This window comes from Pseudomonas sp. B1(2018) (assembly GCF_003097365.1).
In the GTDB taxonomy this organism is placed as follows: domain Bacteria; phylum Pseudomonadota; class Gammaproteobacteria; order Pseudomonadales; family Pseudomonadaceae; genus Aquipseudomonas; species Aquipseudomonas laurylsulfatiphila.
This window is the reverse complement of sequence record NZ_PYUK01000011.1, coordinates 88,402-103,159: the sequence shown is the minus strand read 5'-3', so window position 1 is coordinate 103,159 and position 14,758 is coordinate 88,402. Positions and strand designations below refer to the sequence as shown.

The 14,758-nt window shown below is 47.7% G+C and carries 18 protein-coding genes and 3 pseudogenes; 2 read left to right on the top strand and 19 right to left on the bottom strand.

Translation table 11 applies throughout. From position 1 onward, the window contains the following. Positions 1-42 precede the first annotated feature (42 nt). Positions 43-633, top strand: a complete 591-nt coding sequence (locus tag C9422_RS18435) for a helix-turn-helix domain-containing protein (RefSeq protein WP_165824802.1) — start codon at positions 43-45, stop codon at positions 631-633. A gap of 115 nt (positions 634-748) precedes the next feature. On the opposite strand, the gene C9422_RS18430 is transcribed toward C9422_RS18435, so the two are convergent. From C9422_RS18430 to C9422_RS18410, 5 genes and pseudogenes are all read right to left on the bottom strand, one after another. After that, the gene (locus C9422_RS18430; protein ID WP_165824792.1) at positions 749-1,258 is read right to left on the bottom strand and encodes a hypothetical protein; all 510 of its coding nucleotides are present in this window, start codon (positions 1,256-1,258) and stop codon (positions 749-751) included. A 336-nt stretch (positions 1,259-1,594) separates the two neighbouring features. Then, positions 1,595-2,172: pseudogene (locus C9422_RS18425) on the bottom strand (RHS repeat domain-containing protein); the annotation flags it as partial. 133 nt (positions 2,173-2,305) lie between these two features. Continuing rightward, positions 2,306-2,776, bottom strand: a complete 471-nt coding sequence (locus C9422_RS18420; protein ID WP_116581654.1) for an SMI1/KNR4 family protein — start codon at positions 2,774-2,776, stop codon at positions 2,306-2,308. 197 nt (positions 2,777-2,973) lie between these two features. Then, the gene (locus C9422_RS18415; protein ID WP_116581653.1) at positions 2,974-3,324 is read right to left on the bottom strand and encodes a hypothetical protein; all 351 of its coding nucleotides are present in this window, start codon (positions 3,322-3,324) and stop codon (positions 2,974-2,976) included. A 283-nt stretch (positions 3,325-3,607) separates the two neighbouring features. Beyond that, complete coding sequence (locus C9422_RS18410) at positions 3,608-3,913, bottom strand: hypothetical protein (RefSeq protein ID WP_116581652.1); 306 nt, start codon at positions 3,911-3,913, stop codon at positions 3,608-3,610. 128 nt (positions 3,914-4,041) lie between these two features. Between C9422_RS18410 and C9422_RS32255 the strand changes: the two genes are divergently transcribed. Continuing rightward, positions 4,042-4,242 carry a hypothetical protein gene (locus tag C9422_RS32255; RefSeq protein WP_165824791.1) on the top strand — a complete coding sequence of 67 codons (201 nt, stop codon included), beginning with the start codon at positions 4,042-4,044 and terminating at the stop codon, positions 4,240-4,242. Positions 4,243-4,390: 148 nt separating this feature from the next. Here the strand turns inward: C9422_RS32255 and C9422_RS18400 are convergent, their stop codons facing one another. The 14 genes and pseudogenes from C9422_RS18400 to C9422_RS18335 form a co-directional block, all read right to left on the bottom strand. Then, the gene (locus tag C9422_RS18400) at positions 4,391-4,765 is read right to left on the bottom strand and encodes a hypothetical protein (RefSeq protein ID WP_116581651.1); all 375 of its coding nucleotides are present in this window, start codon (positions 4,763-4,765) and stop codon (positions 4,391-4,393) included. A gap of 608 nt (positions 4,766-5,373) precedes the next feature. Then, on the bottom strand, positions 5,374-5,985 hold the full coding sequence (locus tag C9422_RS18390; protein ID WP_116581650.1) for a DUF1963 domain-containing protein: 612 nt from the start codon (positions 5,983-5,985) through the stop codon (positions 5,374-5,376). A 213-nt stretch (positions 5,986-6,198) separates the two neighbouring features. Then, the gene (locus tag C9422_RS18385) at positions 6,199-6,822 is read right to left on the bottom strand and encodes a hypothetical protein (protein ID WP_116581649.1); all 624 of its coding nucleotides are present in this window, start codon (positions 6,820-6,822) and stop codon (positions 6,199-6,201) included. 139 nt (positions 6,823-6,961) lie between these two features. After that, complete coding sequence (locus C9422_RS18380; RefSeq protein ID WP_116581768.1) at positions 6,962-7,480, bottom strand: SMI1/KNR4 family protein; 519 nt, start codon at positions 7,478-7,480, stop codon at positions 6,962-6,964. Positions 7,481-7,674: 194 nt separating this feature from the next. After that, complete coding sequence (locus C9422_RS18375) at positions 7,675-7,992, bottom strand: hypothetical protein (RefSeq protein WP_116581648.1); 318 nt, start codon at positions 7,990-7,992, stop codon at positions 7,675-7,677. Positions 7,993-8,021: 29 nt separating this feature from the next. Continuing rightward, positions 8,022-8,407 (bottom strand): annotated as a pseudogene (locus C9422_RS18370) (type IV secretion protein Rhs); the annotation flags it as partial. A gap of 257 nt (positions 8,408-8,664) precedes the next feature. Continuing rightward, entirely contained in the window at positions 8,665-9,144 is a 480-nt protein-coding gene (locus tag C9422_RS18365) for a hypothetical protein (RefSeq protein WP_256589983.1), read from the bottom strand. A 203-nt stretch (positions 9,145-9,347) separates the two neighbouring features. Then, positions 9,348-9,959, bottom strand: a complete 612-nt coding sequence (locus C9422_RS18360) for a hypothetical protein (protein WP_116581766.1) — start codon at positions 9,957-9,959, stop codon at positions 9,348-9,350. Positions 9,960-9,963: 4 nt separating this feature from the next. Further along, positions 9,964-10,248 carry a hypothetical protein gene (locus C9422_RS32580; protein ID WP_256589994.1) on the bottom strand — a complete coding sequence of 95 codons (285 nt, stop codon included), beginning with the start codon at positions 10,246-10,248 and terminating at the stop codon, positions 9,964-9,966. 78 nt (positions 10,249-10,326) lie between these two features. Continuing rightward, positions 10,327-10,925, bottom strand: a pseudogene (locus C9422_RS32575) (RHS repeat domain-containing protein); the annotation flags it as partial. Between the two features lie 180 nt (positions 10,926-11,105). Beyond that, positions 11,106-11,555: an NTF2 fold immunity protein gene (locus C9422_RS18350; protein WP_165824790.1), complete on the bottom strand. Its 450-nt coding sequence runs from the start codon at positions 11,553-11,555 to the stop codon at positions 11,106-11,108. 381 nt (positions 11,556-11,936) lie between these two features. Continuing rightward, positions 11,937-12,533, bottom strand: coding sequence for a hypothetical protein (locus C9422_RS18345; RefSeq protein WP_116581646.1), 597 nt, complete (start codon positions 12,531-12,533; stop codon positions 11,937-11,939). Positions 12,534-12,539: 6 nt separating this feature from the next. After that, positions 12,540-13,952 carry an RHS repeat-associated core domain-containing protein gene (locus C9422_RS18340; RefSeq protein WP_371924801.1) on the bottom strand — a complete coding sequence of 471 codons (1,413 nt, stop codon included), beginning with the start codon at positions 13,950-13,952 and terminating at the stop codon, positions 12,540-12,542. Positions 13,953-14,161: 209 nt separating this feature from the next. Beyond that, positions 14,162-14,758: an imm11 family protein gene (locus C9422_RS18335; protein ID WP_116581645.1), complete on the bottom strand. Its 597-nt coding sequence runs from the start codon at positions 14,756-14,758 to the stop codon at positions 14,162-14,164.

Sequence of the window (14,758 nt, the reverse complement as noted above, 5' to 3'; positions counted from 1 at the left end):
CCCTCGCGCTTTCTGATAAGCGCGGACGAGCCTGTGCTGGACCTGAACAATCCGGATGCCCCTGAAGAGGACCCGATCTGCGAACGGGTAGCACAAAACCTGCTGCGCCTGCGGGGCAAGCGCCATCTGTCCCTCGATGCCCTGGCCCGACAGTGCAGCGTGAGCCGTGCCATGCTGGCGCAGATCGAATCGGGGCGCAGCGTGCCGTCCATCAAGGTGCTGTGCAAAATTGCCAAAGGCTTGAAGGTATCGGTGGCTGCGTTTCTGGAGCATCGGGCCTTCGAAGGTGTGGCCGTGCTGTCGGCGAGCCAGAGCAAACGCCTGGTCAGTGCCAACGGCGCTTTTGTCAGCCGCGCCCTGTTCCCCTTTGACGTGGCGCGCCAATCGGAATTCTACGAGCTGCGCCTGAGCCCGTTGGGAGAGGACCACTCGCAGGGCCATGGCCCAGGCGTCCAGGAAAATCTGGTGGTGGCGCAGGGTGTGCTGGAAATCAGCGTCAACGACGAGCGTTACCTGCTGTCCACGGGGGACTCGATCCTGTTTTATGCCGACCAGCCCCACCGCTATCGCAACCCCGCCGACAGTGAAGCGGTGGCTTATCTTGTAGTGACCTACCCGGAACGCTTGGACTGAAACGACCTTGCTCGCGATGGACTCAAGGCTGACGCGTTTTTTCAGAAAACCCGCGTCATCGTTGACGTCCATCGCGAGCAAGCTCGCTCCTACAGTTACAGGAACAGTGCAGGGATCAGCAGGTGCAGCACATCAACGGCATGCCATTGCAGCTCATCATCATCGGCATGCCGCAGTCGTTCATCATTTTCATCATCAGCGCGCAGCAGCTTTTCATCATGTCCATGTTCATGCCGGCCATCGGCATGATTTTGCACATCATGCCGTCAGCCATCATGGTGCATTCCATCACGCACTTCATCGACGGCATCGGCATGCCCATCATCGGCATTGGCATCATCATGTTCATCATCGGCATGGCCATGCTCGCCTGGGACATGCACATCATGCTCATGTTGCCGCAGTGCATCATCATCGGCATGCCGCAGTTCATCATCATCTGCATCATTTCAGCGCTGTTCTTGAACATGGCCATGTCCATGCCAGCGGCCGGCATCATCTTGCACATCATGCCGTCGTCCATCATGTCGCAGGACATGGTCGCCATCATCATCGGCATGCCCATCATCGGCATCATTGGCATGGTGGCGTTCATCGGCATTTGCATCTGCATGGCATTCATCATGGTGTTGCTCCCTGAAGGACTGGATAGTTGGGCGAAGCTGATGGAGGCCGATTCTAGGGAATCGGCCGAGCGCAACAAGCTGACGATCGAACAGCCAAAGTCGATGTCGGGGCAGGCTTAACGAGGCAGGCAGGACGATTGTTTCTGCTGTGACGAACAATCGGATTCGATCACGGACAAGGTAAAGACCATGACGCGGATTAATCGGTTATGGATATGCAGATTGCATCTATATAAATAGCTGAAAGAAATAATCGTTCTAACCGGAGTGACAATCTTTCTCTCCAGGTTAATGATTGAGTCGCCGGCAAAAACGCGACTTCACGGATTGTTGGCACGTCGTCCATAGCTGTCGTAATCATAAATCCCGCCACTTTTCAGCTTGCCGTTGACCAACGTCTCAGCCCGGACCAGCCGATTCTCACAGTTATAACGAAGCGTCTGCAGCTTGCCCATGCCGCTGCTTCAATCAGGTTGCCCCACGCATCGTAGGCATACTCCTGATCCCGCCAGCGCTTGAGGCGGTTGTCCTTGACGTGGTCAAACTGGCTGGTGTTGAAGTTCAGCCGGTTCGCCGCGGCGTCGTTGCGGAATTCTTCGCTGTCGATCAGCTGGCCGGTGTCGCGGCTATGCAACTGGCCGTTGGCTTCGTATTGGTACTTGATCTCGCCGCGCAGTTTGTCGAGGGTGCGGGTCAGTTCGCCGGCCGGGTCGTATTGGTGACGGCGGTGGATCGGGTTGTAGGCGTGCTCGACCAGCAGGTCGGGCTGGATGCCGGGGTTGTGGATACGCGAGAGTTTTTCCGCCGGCAGGCGCGAGGCGAACTGCCAGCTCTTGCGGCCCATCGCGTCGTAGCCGAAGCAGCTGGTGAGCGTGCCCTGGGTGCGCAGGACTTCGCGGTGCAGATCGTCGAACCTGAATTCGGCGAAGCGTTCCAACCCTACGCCAAGCAAGTCTCGATCAACTCCTGCCTGATGTCTCATTGACCCGAAGCAAAACCCTTTACGGCCACTCCCGAAATCTACACGTTATTCGCAAACAACAGCCCTACAGTTCCTTAATAGACTGCCTAATAGATTCACAAAAAAAATCCTCAAAACTTTTGAAAATCACGCCTTTTTGACCATCCCTTTTAAAGGAGAGCTCCGTCTCCACCACTACAGGCTCGCCCGTCTCTCCAAGCTTAGAAGTATCGATTGAATATATAGGACCATACCCTGAAGCCTTAATGACAATCATAGAACTATCAGCATCACCAAGAGATCGCGCGGTTTTTGTAGCAAATAAAACACTGGGAATCGCGGTAGCGGCCAGCCCGCTTTTTGTGATCCCATAGTATGTTTCTCCAGCAAATGATAAAGCTCCAAATTTTTTCAGAAATTGCTTATATGAATTCGGAAATCCAACACTTAATTCTTTTTCAAATTCAGCTATCAAGGCATCGCTAGCGCCCCCCGCATAAGCCGGATCTTCACCAGATGCATGAATCTCAGCGTCAATCGAATCTATATAGCTCATATCTCAACTCCCGAAATCCAGTGATCTTTCCTTCCAATAGAACGACAAATGATACCGCTGATTAAATAGCCGATGCGATTATAGGCATTAATAAAAAACGTTGACCAGCCCCACGAACAACTAAACCGAAGGAAAAGACTGGCCCCTAACTAAATGTGGCGACCGCTACTCGAACCCCTAATATTTGCCTTATAGAGCTAGCGGTAACCATTTTCCGACTGAGCCTTTTCAATGAAAATATCAAGGAGATCACCTTGAATCTCCTCCCCATCACAAGTAACGAGAAAATCTCCATTTATACCGTCGGGAAAATGAACACCATCCAATGTTCCAAATACTACAGAGGCGCTGTCTGCGACAATGACCCTAAAAAAATTGAAAACATCAGACCGTTCATCATCGCCTAACTTAGCCAAAGCGTTTCGAGCCTTTGCATAAGGATCACCATCGTTATTAACCGGCTTACTTAAAGATTCTTTGTATTGTTCAATATTTTTTTTAAAAAGCTCATCAAATATTGCAGCTACAAATTTTTCGTCGCCCCTCATAAAACCTCCTTAACGCATTTTCTGGGATCGGGTTGTAGGCGTGCTCCACCAGCAGGTCGGGCTGGATGCCGGGGTTGTGGGTGCGCGAGAGTTTTTCCGCCGGCAGGCGTGAAGCGAACTGCCAGCTTGAAACCATCTACCTCCGCCCAAAACCACCCTTCAATACAACTTATGCACACCCTTCAGCCCCATGACCCTTTCAACCATTCTTAGTAGTTAAAAACCGTCATAGCAAAGCGCGCAAAAACCTGTAAAACTAACAGATCACAAACTCAACGACCAACTATCCTTGAAAATCATCATTCTCAAGATAGTAAAGTGTCGCTTCCAAATATGTCTTTACATCAGGCTTTATTTTGCTTCGATCCGCGACAGCCTTAATATCCAACATAGAAGGACATTCGACAAACGTACGCTTAGAATTCTCGCACGCAATTTCCTCCAAATCATTTTCTGCCACATAAAAAACGGCAGAATTCACAGCATCCTTCGATGCTCTATCAACTGTAGAGTCGACGAAGATCCACCCAACAGCAGGTAGATATTCTAGATTCAGAATAAGATCAGTAAAACCTTTATATTCTTTCATAAAAACTCTCGTTATTATCGACAGGCAGTACCACCGCCCCATTTATTTCGTCCACCCTTGCCATCTGGATGGTAGTGCGGGTCAGTTCGCCGGCGGATCGTACTGGTGACGGCGGTGGATCGGGCTGGATGCTGGGGGTTGTGGATGCGCTAGAGTTTTCCCACCGGCAGGCGCGAGGCGAACTGCCAGCTCTTGCGGCCCATTGCGCCGTAGCCGAAGCAGCTGGTGAGCGCGCCCTGGGTGCGCAGGACTTCACGGTGCAGGTCGTCGCGCTCGATGTCGCTGTTGAGCTGGCCGTCGAGGTTGAGTTGGTTGCGACTTTACTCTAACGAAACTATTCAGTAGCAAAATTCACCTCACGTCCCGCCCCTGTATCTGGTGGCCTATCAGGTCGTGAGTGAATTAGATTTTTTCTTAGACATTTCCAGTTTGTTGTTAACCGGTTGATTTTCAGCAGCCGATCCGTATCGCCAAAAGCTAACAGGGAAATTCACCTTTGCGGTACAAATCAAGTAACTTCGCTACCCATTCACTCACATATCCTTTTGCTATGGCCTCCCCAATCATTCCGATATCATCAGACACATAGCTTGCGGCTTCGGAATTTTGCGTTAGACGGAACACTTTCTTGAAAGAAAACTCTCTTAACGCTGAAATTTCCATTTCATCAGTAGGGATTTTATAGTCTAGTTTCTTCAAATACTCATTACTTTCAACCCACAACGCATCAAACTCCCCCCTATCTCTTTGGTCTAACGCCTCGTCCCAGTCTTTCACAGCCAAAACAACCACTTCAAAGAAATTTTCTTCATGGATTAAAATCGATAGCTCTTTTATAGATTCAGTAGTCATCTCAAGCCACTCTCCCTCAGCTAGTTCTCAATAAGGTCTACTGCCGTACGCGGTGTCACGTTTTACGCCTAAGACATGCGTTCCATTAGGTTGCAGTCAGGCGAATCGCCGGGTCGTACTCGTAGCGAATGCGCTGGCTCTTGGCGTCCTGGCGGCTGCTCGGCAGGCCCCGGGCGGTGCGTAGCAGGCGCGTGGTCTGGCCTTTGTCGTCGGTGCCAGGGACTGGCTGGGGGCTGCATGTTCTTGGCGTGTATTCTGCGCCCCCGCCACTAGGAAATTTGCTATCCGGATTAATCTAGATTCTTAAAGAGCGGACAAACTAGCCAACTTAAAAAGTCTTAAAATTCGTTATTTTCGTAGTAAAATTTAAACGCTTGGCATTGTGTGCATGCTTTCCAAAATTTCTCTGATGCCATACGACCTCACATCACCCTCATTACATGCAACTTTGAAAGCTTTACTACGCCGCACTGCTCAGAATAGAAATTTTTTTCAGACGCAACTTTCAATGCAAACCCCACTACAATAAAACCCTACGCAAAAGCACTCAGAGTGATTTCACGGGCTATAGCCATCCTAGACATCAACCATCGAACTCGCTTTGCTTCTCAACCTGTTTGAACAAAAAACATCCCTTCCCCGCTCCCATTTTTCTTCAAAAACAAATACCCAACTGCATCGGTGAGATAAAAAATATCTTTAAAAGGCTCTGAAAAATCTGATGAATACAGCTGACAGATAAAATCATATTCTACAGTTAAAGTCTCAGGAAGGATCATTCCATGAGGGGCCGAATCTGAAAGCATAGAGAAAACGGGAAAGTCCTCCTCTTCTATTTTCCTGTCTTTTAACTCTGTCGCCACCTCTGGAATACTATCTACTGGGCTTGCTTGAAACACACCGCCCTCACTGCGCACAACTAGAGTATATCCACTCAAAATAGATTCTAACTCTGAAGGATCTCCACTGTACGTTATATTCTCAAGAAAATAGTCAGACTTACTATAAGTCGAAAAGACGTACAAAACTCCTGCACCTGGCAGGCTGTTGTTTTTTATGTCGCCTTTAATTTTAGAGCAATCTATCGAAGCAACTAGGGTAAGAGGATCTCCATCAGGGTTAACCGGCCATACTACGACCTCCGCTGTCTGCCCCCCAAACGTGATACCCGAAGTAACAGCACCGCCACGAGAAGGAATAATTTGTTTTACTGTTATCATAATGACCTCATCCACATGTACTTAGACTGCTATGAAATTTTTTCGCCACAGGATCTAACGCTGCAGATAGGTATACGAATGAGATCAGCCCCTTGCACAAAAAAAACTGCAAGAAACTTATGAGCTATTATTTTAACTCGAATAACCCAGCTTAATATTTGCACCCACCCCCCCGACCAAAAAGTAGTAACAGAAAGAAAAAACCTCTCCGTCCTAAAAATCCAATCTCGCATCATACTCCAACTCTGACAACGGCTTTATCATCACACCCTTCAAATCAAGACCAATAATCCCCTCCCCTAGTCCAGCTGAAAAAACATACTCTCCCCTCAGCATTTCGGAAGCAATAAAAAAGTCCAAATCACACACTTCTTTTTTTATCCTAAAATCGGATATCACGTCAAAAATTACTCTACCAGAATGAAATGCATCTTCTTCTGGATTCTTCGTAACCGGATCAAGCCTCAATTCATATTTCGATTTCTCCATATCTAAAATTTTATGGATTTCTCGACTACGAACCAAAAAGTACTTCTTTGATGAAACTGGTGAGATTTTACTCTCCTGACGAAGCCGAACCTCCCTGACATCCACAACCCCGCAGTTAGATTTTTCAATCAACGCTAAAAGACCACCAGAGCAAATAAATTCACTACCAAAATAAAAAAAGTCCGCCTCAACAGTTTTATGTTGTGCGTAAAAATCTAGAATCGCTCCCTCGGGTGGAAATTTATCATCCTCAAAATCATTTGAGTTCCAATTGTACCCAACCAGCTCTCCGCAAACCCCTCCCTCCGGACAACCGCTTCCACCACCTTTATAAGCAATTGTAAACATGATTTTTTTCCACAATTTTTAGCATAGTCGTCCCTTTGAGTTAACAGGGACATGTTCCGCCAGAGTATTAGAGTGCCATTTGTTCTGGATGGACTTCATCCCAACGCCAGGTCGATATTCGACAATCGGCCAGCTCGCTTTAAATATCCTCTACAAAAATTGGCACACCACCCACACACTTAACAACCAAATCATAAAACTCAACAAAGCTCCCAGAGACAAAAAACAAGTTGCCGCAATCGTTCCGCTCCGGGATATCAAAATCATTCTTTAAATCAGACTCATGAAGATGGGTCCTATCCCAATAATAAATACCTTGTTCACCACGTTTGCCAACCATTACGTAGGGATTACCTCCTCCATCCTCGCCGATAGCCACAGCCTCGTCGAGAAACTCAAGCTCCTCAATAAACTCCTTATTAAAACAAATTACATCATTGCAATCTTCTTCAGGTAAAAGCCCAAAAAACCGATCAAAACTTATAACTCCCTCATCAACAGCGCTTAACGGTATCTGGGCGTAATCAGGCGCCGTCAAATAAAATCCATTCATCTTACATAAAAACTCTCTATACTCAATTGGAAACGCCCTACCAATTTCCGCCTCAATATAATCGACATCTACAGATTTTAAACTTGGCTTATATACTATTGGCATACTACACCTCACCTTTAGCATGTGGATTCCATATTTTCATGGTGATGCAGGCTGGATGCCGGGGTTGTGGATGCGCGAGAGTTTTTCCGCCGGCAGGCGCGAGGCGAACTGCCAGCTCTTGCGGCCCATCGCGTCGTTGCCAACGCAGCTGAAGTGACTGAGATCAAATTCCCAGCCACTTAATTAGATACAACTCATGGAATTTTAGCCAACGCCTTTTCAATCTTGCTTGTATTATTAACATCTCCGCCTTTATCCACGTAGGCGTGCCAAGCCGGAACTGCCTTCTTGAATAGTTCGAGGCATTGAGAAGTGGCATCTGATTTTTTTATAACCAAATCCATCTTCAAATTACCATCACTATCAAATGGCTCCTTAAAAATCAGACCTCGCACCTTAAGGAAACTCATTAAAACTGTATACCGCACAATTATCTGTCTCTGATATTCGGAACTTTTATTTCTAGACATTAGCATCGGTATGCTGCACAAAGTAAAATCCAAATCACTCATTACCAAACTCCTATTACCTTGCACGAATCACTGTCGACACCGAAGCAGCTGGTGAGCGTGCCCTGGGTGCGCAGGACTTCGCGGTGCAGGTCGTCGCGCTAAATGTCGCTGATCAGTTGGCCGTCGAGGTTGAGTTGGTGCAAGTGGCCGCTGCCGTAGTACAGGTGATTGAGGTGTTGGCCGTGGGCAATGTCAGCGTGGTCAGGTTGGTCAGTGGGTCGTATTCGTAGGACAAGGCGCCTTGCGCCGTGGTCTCCTGGATCAAGCGGCCGAGCAGGTCGTAGGAGAATTCGAGGGTTTCTTCGCTGACGCCGAGTTGCTTGCCCTGCGCGGTCGGCAGGCGATCAGCGTCGTCGTAGGCGTAGGCGTAATCCTGACGGGCATCGGCATTGAGCTTGGCCAGCAGCCGACCGATGCTGAGGGCTCACCATAGCTGGTCCATTGCTCCACCACACGTTAGCCGCTGTGGATGTTTTCTCAGAGGTAATTACAGTTCAGGCTCAAGGCATTGATGCGGCAGGGAATTGCGTCGTCGACGACATGAACGGAGCACTAGATCACCTGACCACAAACTAATCATATTGTAAAAGAGCGAAGCGCACATAACTACACCAACTAAAAATCCCTCACCAAACTGCCGACAACGGAGATACTCAACTCATCCATCGCAAATCAAATAACGACTATTTCATCCTTACAGAAGCCAACAGGCCAGCGACCACAGTAATACAATTTTATTATTGTCGACCATCGATCACCAAGTCCGTAATACTCTTCAGAGACATATTGCCTAAAAGCGAAGCAGATTCCATTTCTTGCCGCAAGGCTAAAGTCATGCGACGCACACAAAAATTTATTTTTATCAAGATTTTTAGTCGCAGCCATTACCGCCTTATTTACCTTCATCCGCATAGCAACAAGATCAGAAGGTGGTTTAGGAATATTATAAAAAGGGTCCGATTTAGTTGGGGATGTGGGCAGCCACTCAACACCATCGTAGCGCCCCTTAAACTCAGCATCAGAAGGCTCTACAAAAACCTTGCGGACATTCTTTATATATATCAATCGACCATCGTCAGCCCCGTCACCCCCCATATTATAAAAAAATTCTGACCCTTCTATTTTTTTACACTCTTCGTCAATATCAATCATATTACAATCCCAAATCAGTTATTGCACCAGGCGGCAGAGCCTTTCTTTCTTGTTGAATTGTTGTCCTGAGAACTCCACCTGCGGCATGCGGACCGGGAATTCCTGGCAAGGAATGATTAGGTAACCGAATGCAGGAAATACTCGAGCTGACACTCTCAACTCTCAATAGTGTCAACACCTAAGCTAATGTACAACCAACAATACTATAAGCTGCTCAAAAGCCCCAAATCAAAATCTTTATTCTTAATTATCTTTTTATTTAACTTCAACTTCTCAAGATTTGAGCTAGTGATGATTTCTGAATTATAAGCAACAGCACAATGAATAAATAACGCGGGATATGCATAGTCAGTCGGAGATGCCAGCACATCATCAATAGTCCGGGCGCTTGGCAGTATGCACCCTGCCATGAGGGGGATATAGTGGCTTTCAAGCGCGCGCCGGATATGCGCACATATCGCACCAACATCCTCTCGCTTAGGCACACTTATGGTGCCATATATACTTGTGCCAAATTTTTTATCTTGTCTTCCTGATGTTGTAAATGAGAAACACGCAGCACTACCCAAATTGCTTTTATAAGGAGGATTGACCTCAGAAGAACAGTCAAAAATAGGCCCCCCGAAGACTATGCCATTCAGGACATATGCATTCGAATTTACCAAATACTGAAAATCAAGCTCAGCTACTAATTTTTTTTCCCAGCGAAATTTAACCCCTCCCTTTACCGCCTTAATCGACAAGCCAGGCCATTCAAGACCCTTCAGCTCTTTTAGCAGCTCACTCTCAAAATAAACCCTATTTTCTTTACTCATAAAATCACCCATATTTCAATACATTGAACGTAGCATTATGAACGGCGCCTTTGCCGCCTAAGGATTTACCAGGTTTACCTTTAGTATCAACTTTGAATGTGCCTGCTGTGCCTGCTGTGCCTTGCGATTGTTTTATGGTGTTGGCAGGACTTGACACATCATAGACTCCAGCGGCTTTTTGATTCTTAGTTAGTCCACCAGAACCATGCTTAACCTCGAATACGTGATAACTCCCATGTGCATCTTGAGCGACTATATCGGCGCGAACCCTACTGCCATTAACTTTCATCGTCACCTCTTCCGAAACCACCTTATATCCATTTCGCTCAAGATCATGCCGTGCTTTATTTGTGCCTTTAACACCACTTGCAGAACTTTTGCATAGGCCAAACGGGTCAATCCAACCAGTGGTATTGGGTGCATATTGATAGAGATTATCCCCCCCAACAAACCAATCGGATCCTGCGTAATAAATCGTCCAATCTGCGGATCGTAATGCCGAAACGTGTTGTAATGCAGCCCCGTCTCGTCGTCGTAATACTGCCCCTGAAACCGCAGGTTCTGTTCAACTTCATTGACCGCCAACTTCTCAACCGAACCCCAAGCCTTGTACGTCGCCTGCCAGACTATGCTCCCGTCCGCGTCAGTCATCTCCAGCGGCGTACCAATCTGGTCGGTATGGAAGTAATAAAGCTGCTGCTCCCCACCCTCTGCCTGATCGACCCGCGCCAAAGGCGCATAACTCCCCGGCTCATACAGGTACAGACTGCTCCGTCCCGCACTTTCCTCCCGCAGCATCCCCAGGCCTTGCCACAAAAAGTGCTTCTGCTCGGTCCGACCGTTGACCTCTGAAACCTTGGCAACCCGCCGCCCCAGGCTGTCGTACCGATACGAACCGGTACTTACGAGCTTTCCGTTGACCAACATCTCAGCCCGGACCAACCGATTCTCACAGTCATAACGAAACTGATCACTTCATGCCTTTTACCGACAAAACAGTTAAAATTGCTGAGTAAGACACTGCATTTTAAATGTAGGTGTCTGAGCCTTGACCTCCTTGCCCCACCGTAAATCAAGTACAGTTCACACCAATGAATTCGCCAAGAAACCTTTCATCCCAACCAGGCAGTTAAAAACCAAGATTATTCAAACATATGTTTTATTCCACTTACCACCAGACTTAAAGTCACGCCCCTGAATTACACAGTCACCTTCATTGATCGAAAAAACCAATCGATACACCGTTGAAAGCCCAGTATTTTTTTCTATTATTACCGATGCAGAATCCCCCCTAACCTCAACCCCCCCTACGTTGTCGTTTTCCGGGTCGTATTCCGGGTTACTCCCGCAAACCAGATTTTCTAGTCGTTCATAATTTCTATCAATTTGAACCACATACTTAGAGAATATACTCAACAAATCAGCCCGCATGTGATTCTGCAGCGACTCTTCCAAGGACTCATCCTCAAGTGCCTCCATGCTTTTTTTATAGTACTTCTTCTCCCATCCATACATTTCATTCATAAAACTACTCAGAGTTAAGCGCACTACCTCTCCGAGGGCATCACCCGTGTTAGCGGAGGAATATTTTGCCATCAAGCAATTCTCCACTCCTAAATAAGTTATACAAAATTTTTGTCGGTCTTGTACCACCAACCCCATACTTAAAAATCAATTCCACATCAATTGGCCCATTTTTTGATATATCGTTAAATATTTGCCTCTCATAACCCCTAAACAATCCTCTACTCACTTTGGAAAGCTGAGGAAACACACCATCTTTCCCACCCGAACCGCCAAGTAGCTAACCGATTATATGCCCATAATGAGCTGCTGGCCTAAGGCCGCAATCCGACCAACGCCCCGATATGCGTAAAGTGGCTGCGTTGTTGGTAAGTTATTTGCGCCCGCATAGTCAGGTTGCTTAGCACGCCGTATTCATAGACCAACATCTACCAACCATATGAAAATCGGTTTCTAGATATGTGAATATATATCTACCTCTTTACCACCATTCAAGAAAAAGAGCCTTGCAACAGTCGAATCTATATCATATCCAGCCTTGATTACAGTACCAGCCACACCATTACTCGCCAATGAAACAACCTCTTTAACTCTGTCCCCCTCCCAGTTATATCGATATGCCCAATACTCCATATCCCCATCTACGCGACAAGCTCTTAGAACCTTCCCTTCCTTTAGCTCTGCTATCTTTAGCCAAAGGATCTCGTTATGTTTATTTTTCCGAAGTGAGAATAATACACCTTCAAAAGACCTAAAAAATTCGAACTCACCCAGCAAGCCTTGAGAATTATAACTTTCAATTTTTACTACTTGACCATCACAAAGAAAATACTTAGATACGTTCTTTTTACTGGCCGGTTCCTTATCAAGAATTTTTGATGGAGTAACACCCGCCATTTCGAGTTCCAATGGAATTATCGTATAACATGGCCCCTTAGAAAAAAAAATCTCCCCGTAAGCAGCATCATCAACAAACTTAGCGCAAAAAGTCTCGTCGCTAATTTTAGTCAATGCCTCGTCCTTAAGCACCAGCAAATCTGAATAATTCATACTTAACTACCTTTTGAAATTAACACCTTCACCGAGGGATTTCTTAATATCAGCCAGACCACTCAAAAACTCTTCTCTTGTGTTCCTCCCTGACAACGAATCAAAAACTTTTTGCTTATAAGCATTACTATGCACACCTGCACCTTTATGAGGTGTTGCGCTGCTCCCTGGCACTCGAGCAGACTCCGTATTAGGCGACCATATCCCATTACGTTTGTCGTTTATGTCTATATCCAACGCTTTCATTTTGTCCCGAAGCGCCACCATCCTAAGATCTTTCGAATTTGACATTATTATATGATGCGCATCGTACTGCCCGCCTCCGACAGGGCTAGGACCGAGTTTTTGTCTTAAAATTTTCGCATCAGAGCCACACGAGAGCCCCATTGGATCGATCCATCCAGTAGGACCGGGCGCATATTTATATAAGTTATACCCCCCATCCAACCCAATCGGATCCTGCGTAACAAACCGCCCCACCTCCGGATCGTAATACCGAAACGTGTTGTAGTGCAGCCCCGTCTCCTCATCGAAATACTGCCCCTGAAACCGCAGGTTCTGTTCAACTTCATTGACCGTCAGCTTCTCAACCGAACCCCAAGCCTTGTACGTCGCTTGCCAGACTATGCTCCCGTCCGCGTCAGTCATCTCCAACGGCGTACCAATCTGGTCGGTATGGAAATAGTAAAGCTGCTGCTCCCCACCCTCCGCCTGGTCCACCCGCGCCAAGGGCGCATAACTCCCCGGCTCATACAGGTACAGACTGCTCCGCCCCGGACTTTCCTCCCGCAGCATCCGCAGGCCTTGCCACAAAAAGTGCTTCTGCTCGGTCCGACCGTTGATCTCTGAAACCTTGGCAACCCGCCGCCCCAAACTGTCGTACCGATACGAACCGGTACTCTCCAATTTGCCGTTGACCAACGTCTCAGCCCGCACCAGCCGATTCTCACAGTCATAAACAAACGTCTGCAGCGTGCCCATGCCGCTGCGTTTTTCAATCAGGTTGCCCCACGCATCGTAGGCATATTCCTGATCCCGCCAGCGCTTGAGGCGGTTGTCCTTGACGTGGTCGAACTGGCTGGTGTTGAAGTTCAGCCGGTTCGCCGCGGCGTCGTAGCGGAATTCTTCGCTGTCGATCAACTGGCCGGTGTCGCGGCTGTGCAACTGGCCGTTGGCTTCGTACTCGTACTTGATCTCGCCGCGCAGTTTGTCGAGGGTGCGGGTAAGTTCGCCGGCCGGGTCGTACTGGTGACGGCGGTGGATCGGGTTGTAGGCGTGCTCGACCAGCAGGTCGGGCTGGATGCCGGGGTTGTGGAGGCGCGAGAGTTTTTCCGCCGGCAGGCGCGAGGCGAACTGCCAGCTCTTGCGGCCCATCGCGTCGTAGCCGAAGCAACTGGTGAGGGTGCCCTGGGTGCCCAGGACTTCGCGGTGCAGGTCGTCGCGCTCGATGTCGCTGATCATCTGGCCGTCGAGGTTGAGTTGGTTTTACCGTTAACCTCTGAAACCTTGGCAACCCGCCGCCCCAGGCTGTAGTACCGATACGGCCCCGTACTTTCCAGCCTGCCATTAACCAGCGTCTCAGCCCGGAACAACCGATTCTCACCGTCATAACATTCGGCTTCGTCTAACTAAAAATCATCCCAGGGCGCATACCGATAATCATCATCTATCTTTTTAAAGGTAAGACCATGGATTTTCTTATTAATACACTCATTAAGGAAGCGAGCAGAACATGCAACCTCATGAATCTCTTCAAAATAGAACAAATCAGAATCAACACTTTCCGAAACTACAAGCTTATCAATACGCTCATAAGTTGAACCCCTCAAATCGAGAGCGCCTGACTTCACATTACTATCCAGCACGAAAGAGGAACTATCCAAATCCATAGCTCTCAGCCTTTCGACAACGGCGAAGAAAAAATATGACTTATCTTGCTTGGCCACCCCCTGAGTAAAAAGTTCAACCGGCCTGCTAACATACTTGCACTCAAAAACATCGCAGACAGCCAAAAAGTCTTTGGACGCCAAAAAATGATCCGGCAACCAATCTGCCGTTAATTGGGGAACATCAGCCATTGCTCGATAGCAGTCGCTTAAGGCACCTTGCTCTGGGTTTTCGGAGGGATAATGGAAGGTTGGCAAATCGGGAACCCAACTCAAATCAAAAAAAAATGGCGCACCCTCACCATCCGGCTCATAACTAATAATATATATATCTTTCAT

Bases quoted from the DNA above. Each gene is read 5' to 3' on its own strand.
- C9422_RS18430 (WP_165824792.1), bottom strand. From the start codon at position 1,258: ATGATGAATGCCATGCAGATGCAAATGCCGATGAACGCCACCATGCCA.
- C9422_RS18420 (WP_116581654.1), bottom strand. From the start codon at position 2,776: ATGAGCTATATAGATTCGATTGACGCTGAGATTCATGCATCTGGTGAA.
- C9422_RS18415 (WP_116581653.1), bottom strand. From the start codon at position 3,324: ATGAGGGGCGACGAAAAATTTGTAGCTGCAATATTTGATGAGCTTTTT.
- C9422_RS18410 (WP_116581652.1), bottom strand. From the start codon at position 3,913: ATGAAAGAATATAAAGGTTTTACTGATCTTATTCTGAATCTAGAATAT.
- C9422_RS32255 (WP_165824791.1), top strand. From the start codon at position 4,042: ATGCTGGGGGTTGTGGATGCGCTAGAGTTTTCCCACCGGCAGGCGCGA.
- C9422_RS18400 (WP_116581651.1), bottom strand. From the start codon at position 4,765: ATGACTACTGAATCTATAAAAGAGCTATCGATTTTAATCCATGAAGAA.
- C9422_RS18390 (WP_116581650.1), bottom strand. From the start codon at position 5,985: ATGATAACAGTAAAACAAATTATTCCTTCTCGTGGCGGTGCTGTTACT.
- C9422_RS18385 (WP_116581649.1), bottom strand. From the start codon at position 6,822: ATGTTTACAATTGCTTATAAAGGTGGTGGAAGCGGTTGTCCGGAGGGA.
- C9422_RS18380 (WP_116581768.1), bottom strand. From the start codon at position 7,480: ATGCCAATAGTATATAAGCCAAGTTTAAAATCTGTAGATGTCGATTAT.
- C9422_RS18375 (WP_116581648.1), bottom strand. From the start codon at position 7,992: ATGAGTGATTTGGATTTTACTTTGTGCAGCATACCGATGCTAATGTCT.
- C9422_RS18365 (WP_256589983.1), bottom strand. From the start codon at position 9,144: ATGATTGATATTGACGAAGAGTGTAAAAAAATAGAAGGGTCAGAATTT.
- C9422_RS18360 (WP_116581766.1), bottom strand. From the start codon at position 9,959: ATGAGTAAAGAAAATAGGGTTTATTTTGAGAGTGAGCTGCTAAAAGAG.
- C9422_RS32580 (WP_256589994.1), bottom strand. From the start codon at position 10,248: ATGAAAGTTAATGGCAGTAGGGTTCGCGCCGATATAGTCGCTCAAGAT.
- C9422_RS18350 (WP_165824790.1), bottom strand. From the start codon at position 11,555: ATGGCAAAATATTCCTCCGCTAACACGGGTGATGCCCTCGGAGAGGTA.
- C9422_RS18345 (WP_116581646.1), bottom strand. From the start codon at position 12,533: ATGAATTATTCAGATTTGCTGGTGCTTAAGGACGAGGCATTGACTAAA.
- C9422_RS18335 (WP_116581645.1), bottom strand. From the start codon at position 14,758: ATGAAAGATATATATATTATTAGTTATGAGCCGGATGGTGAGGGTGCG.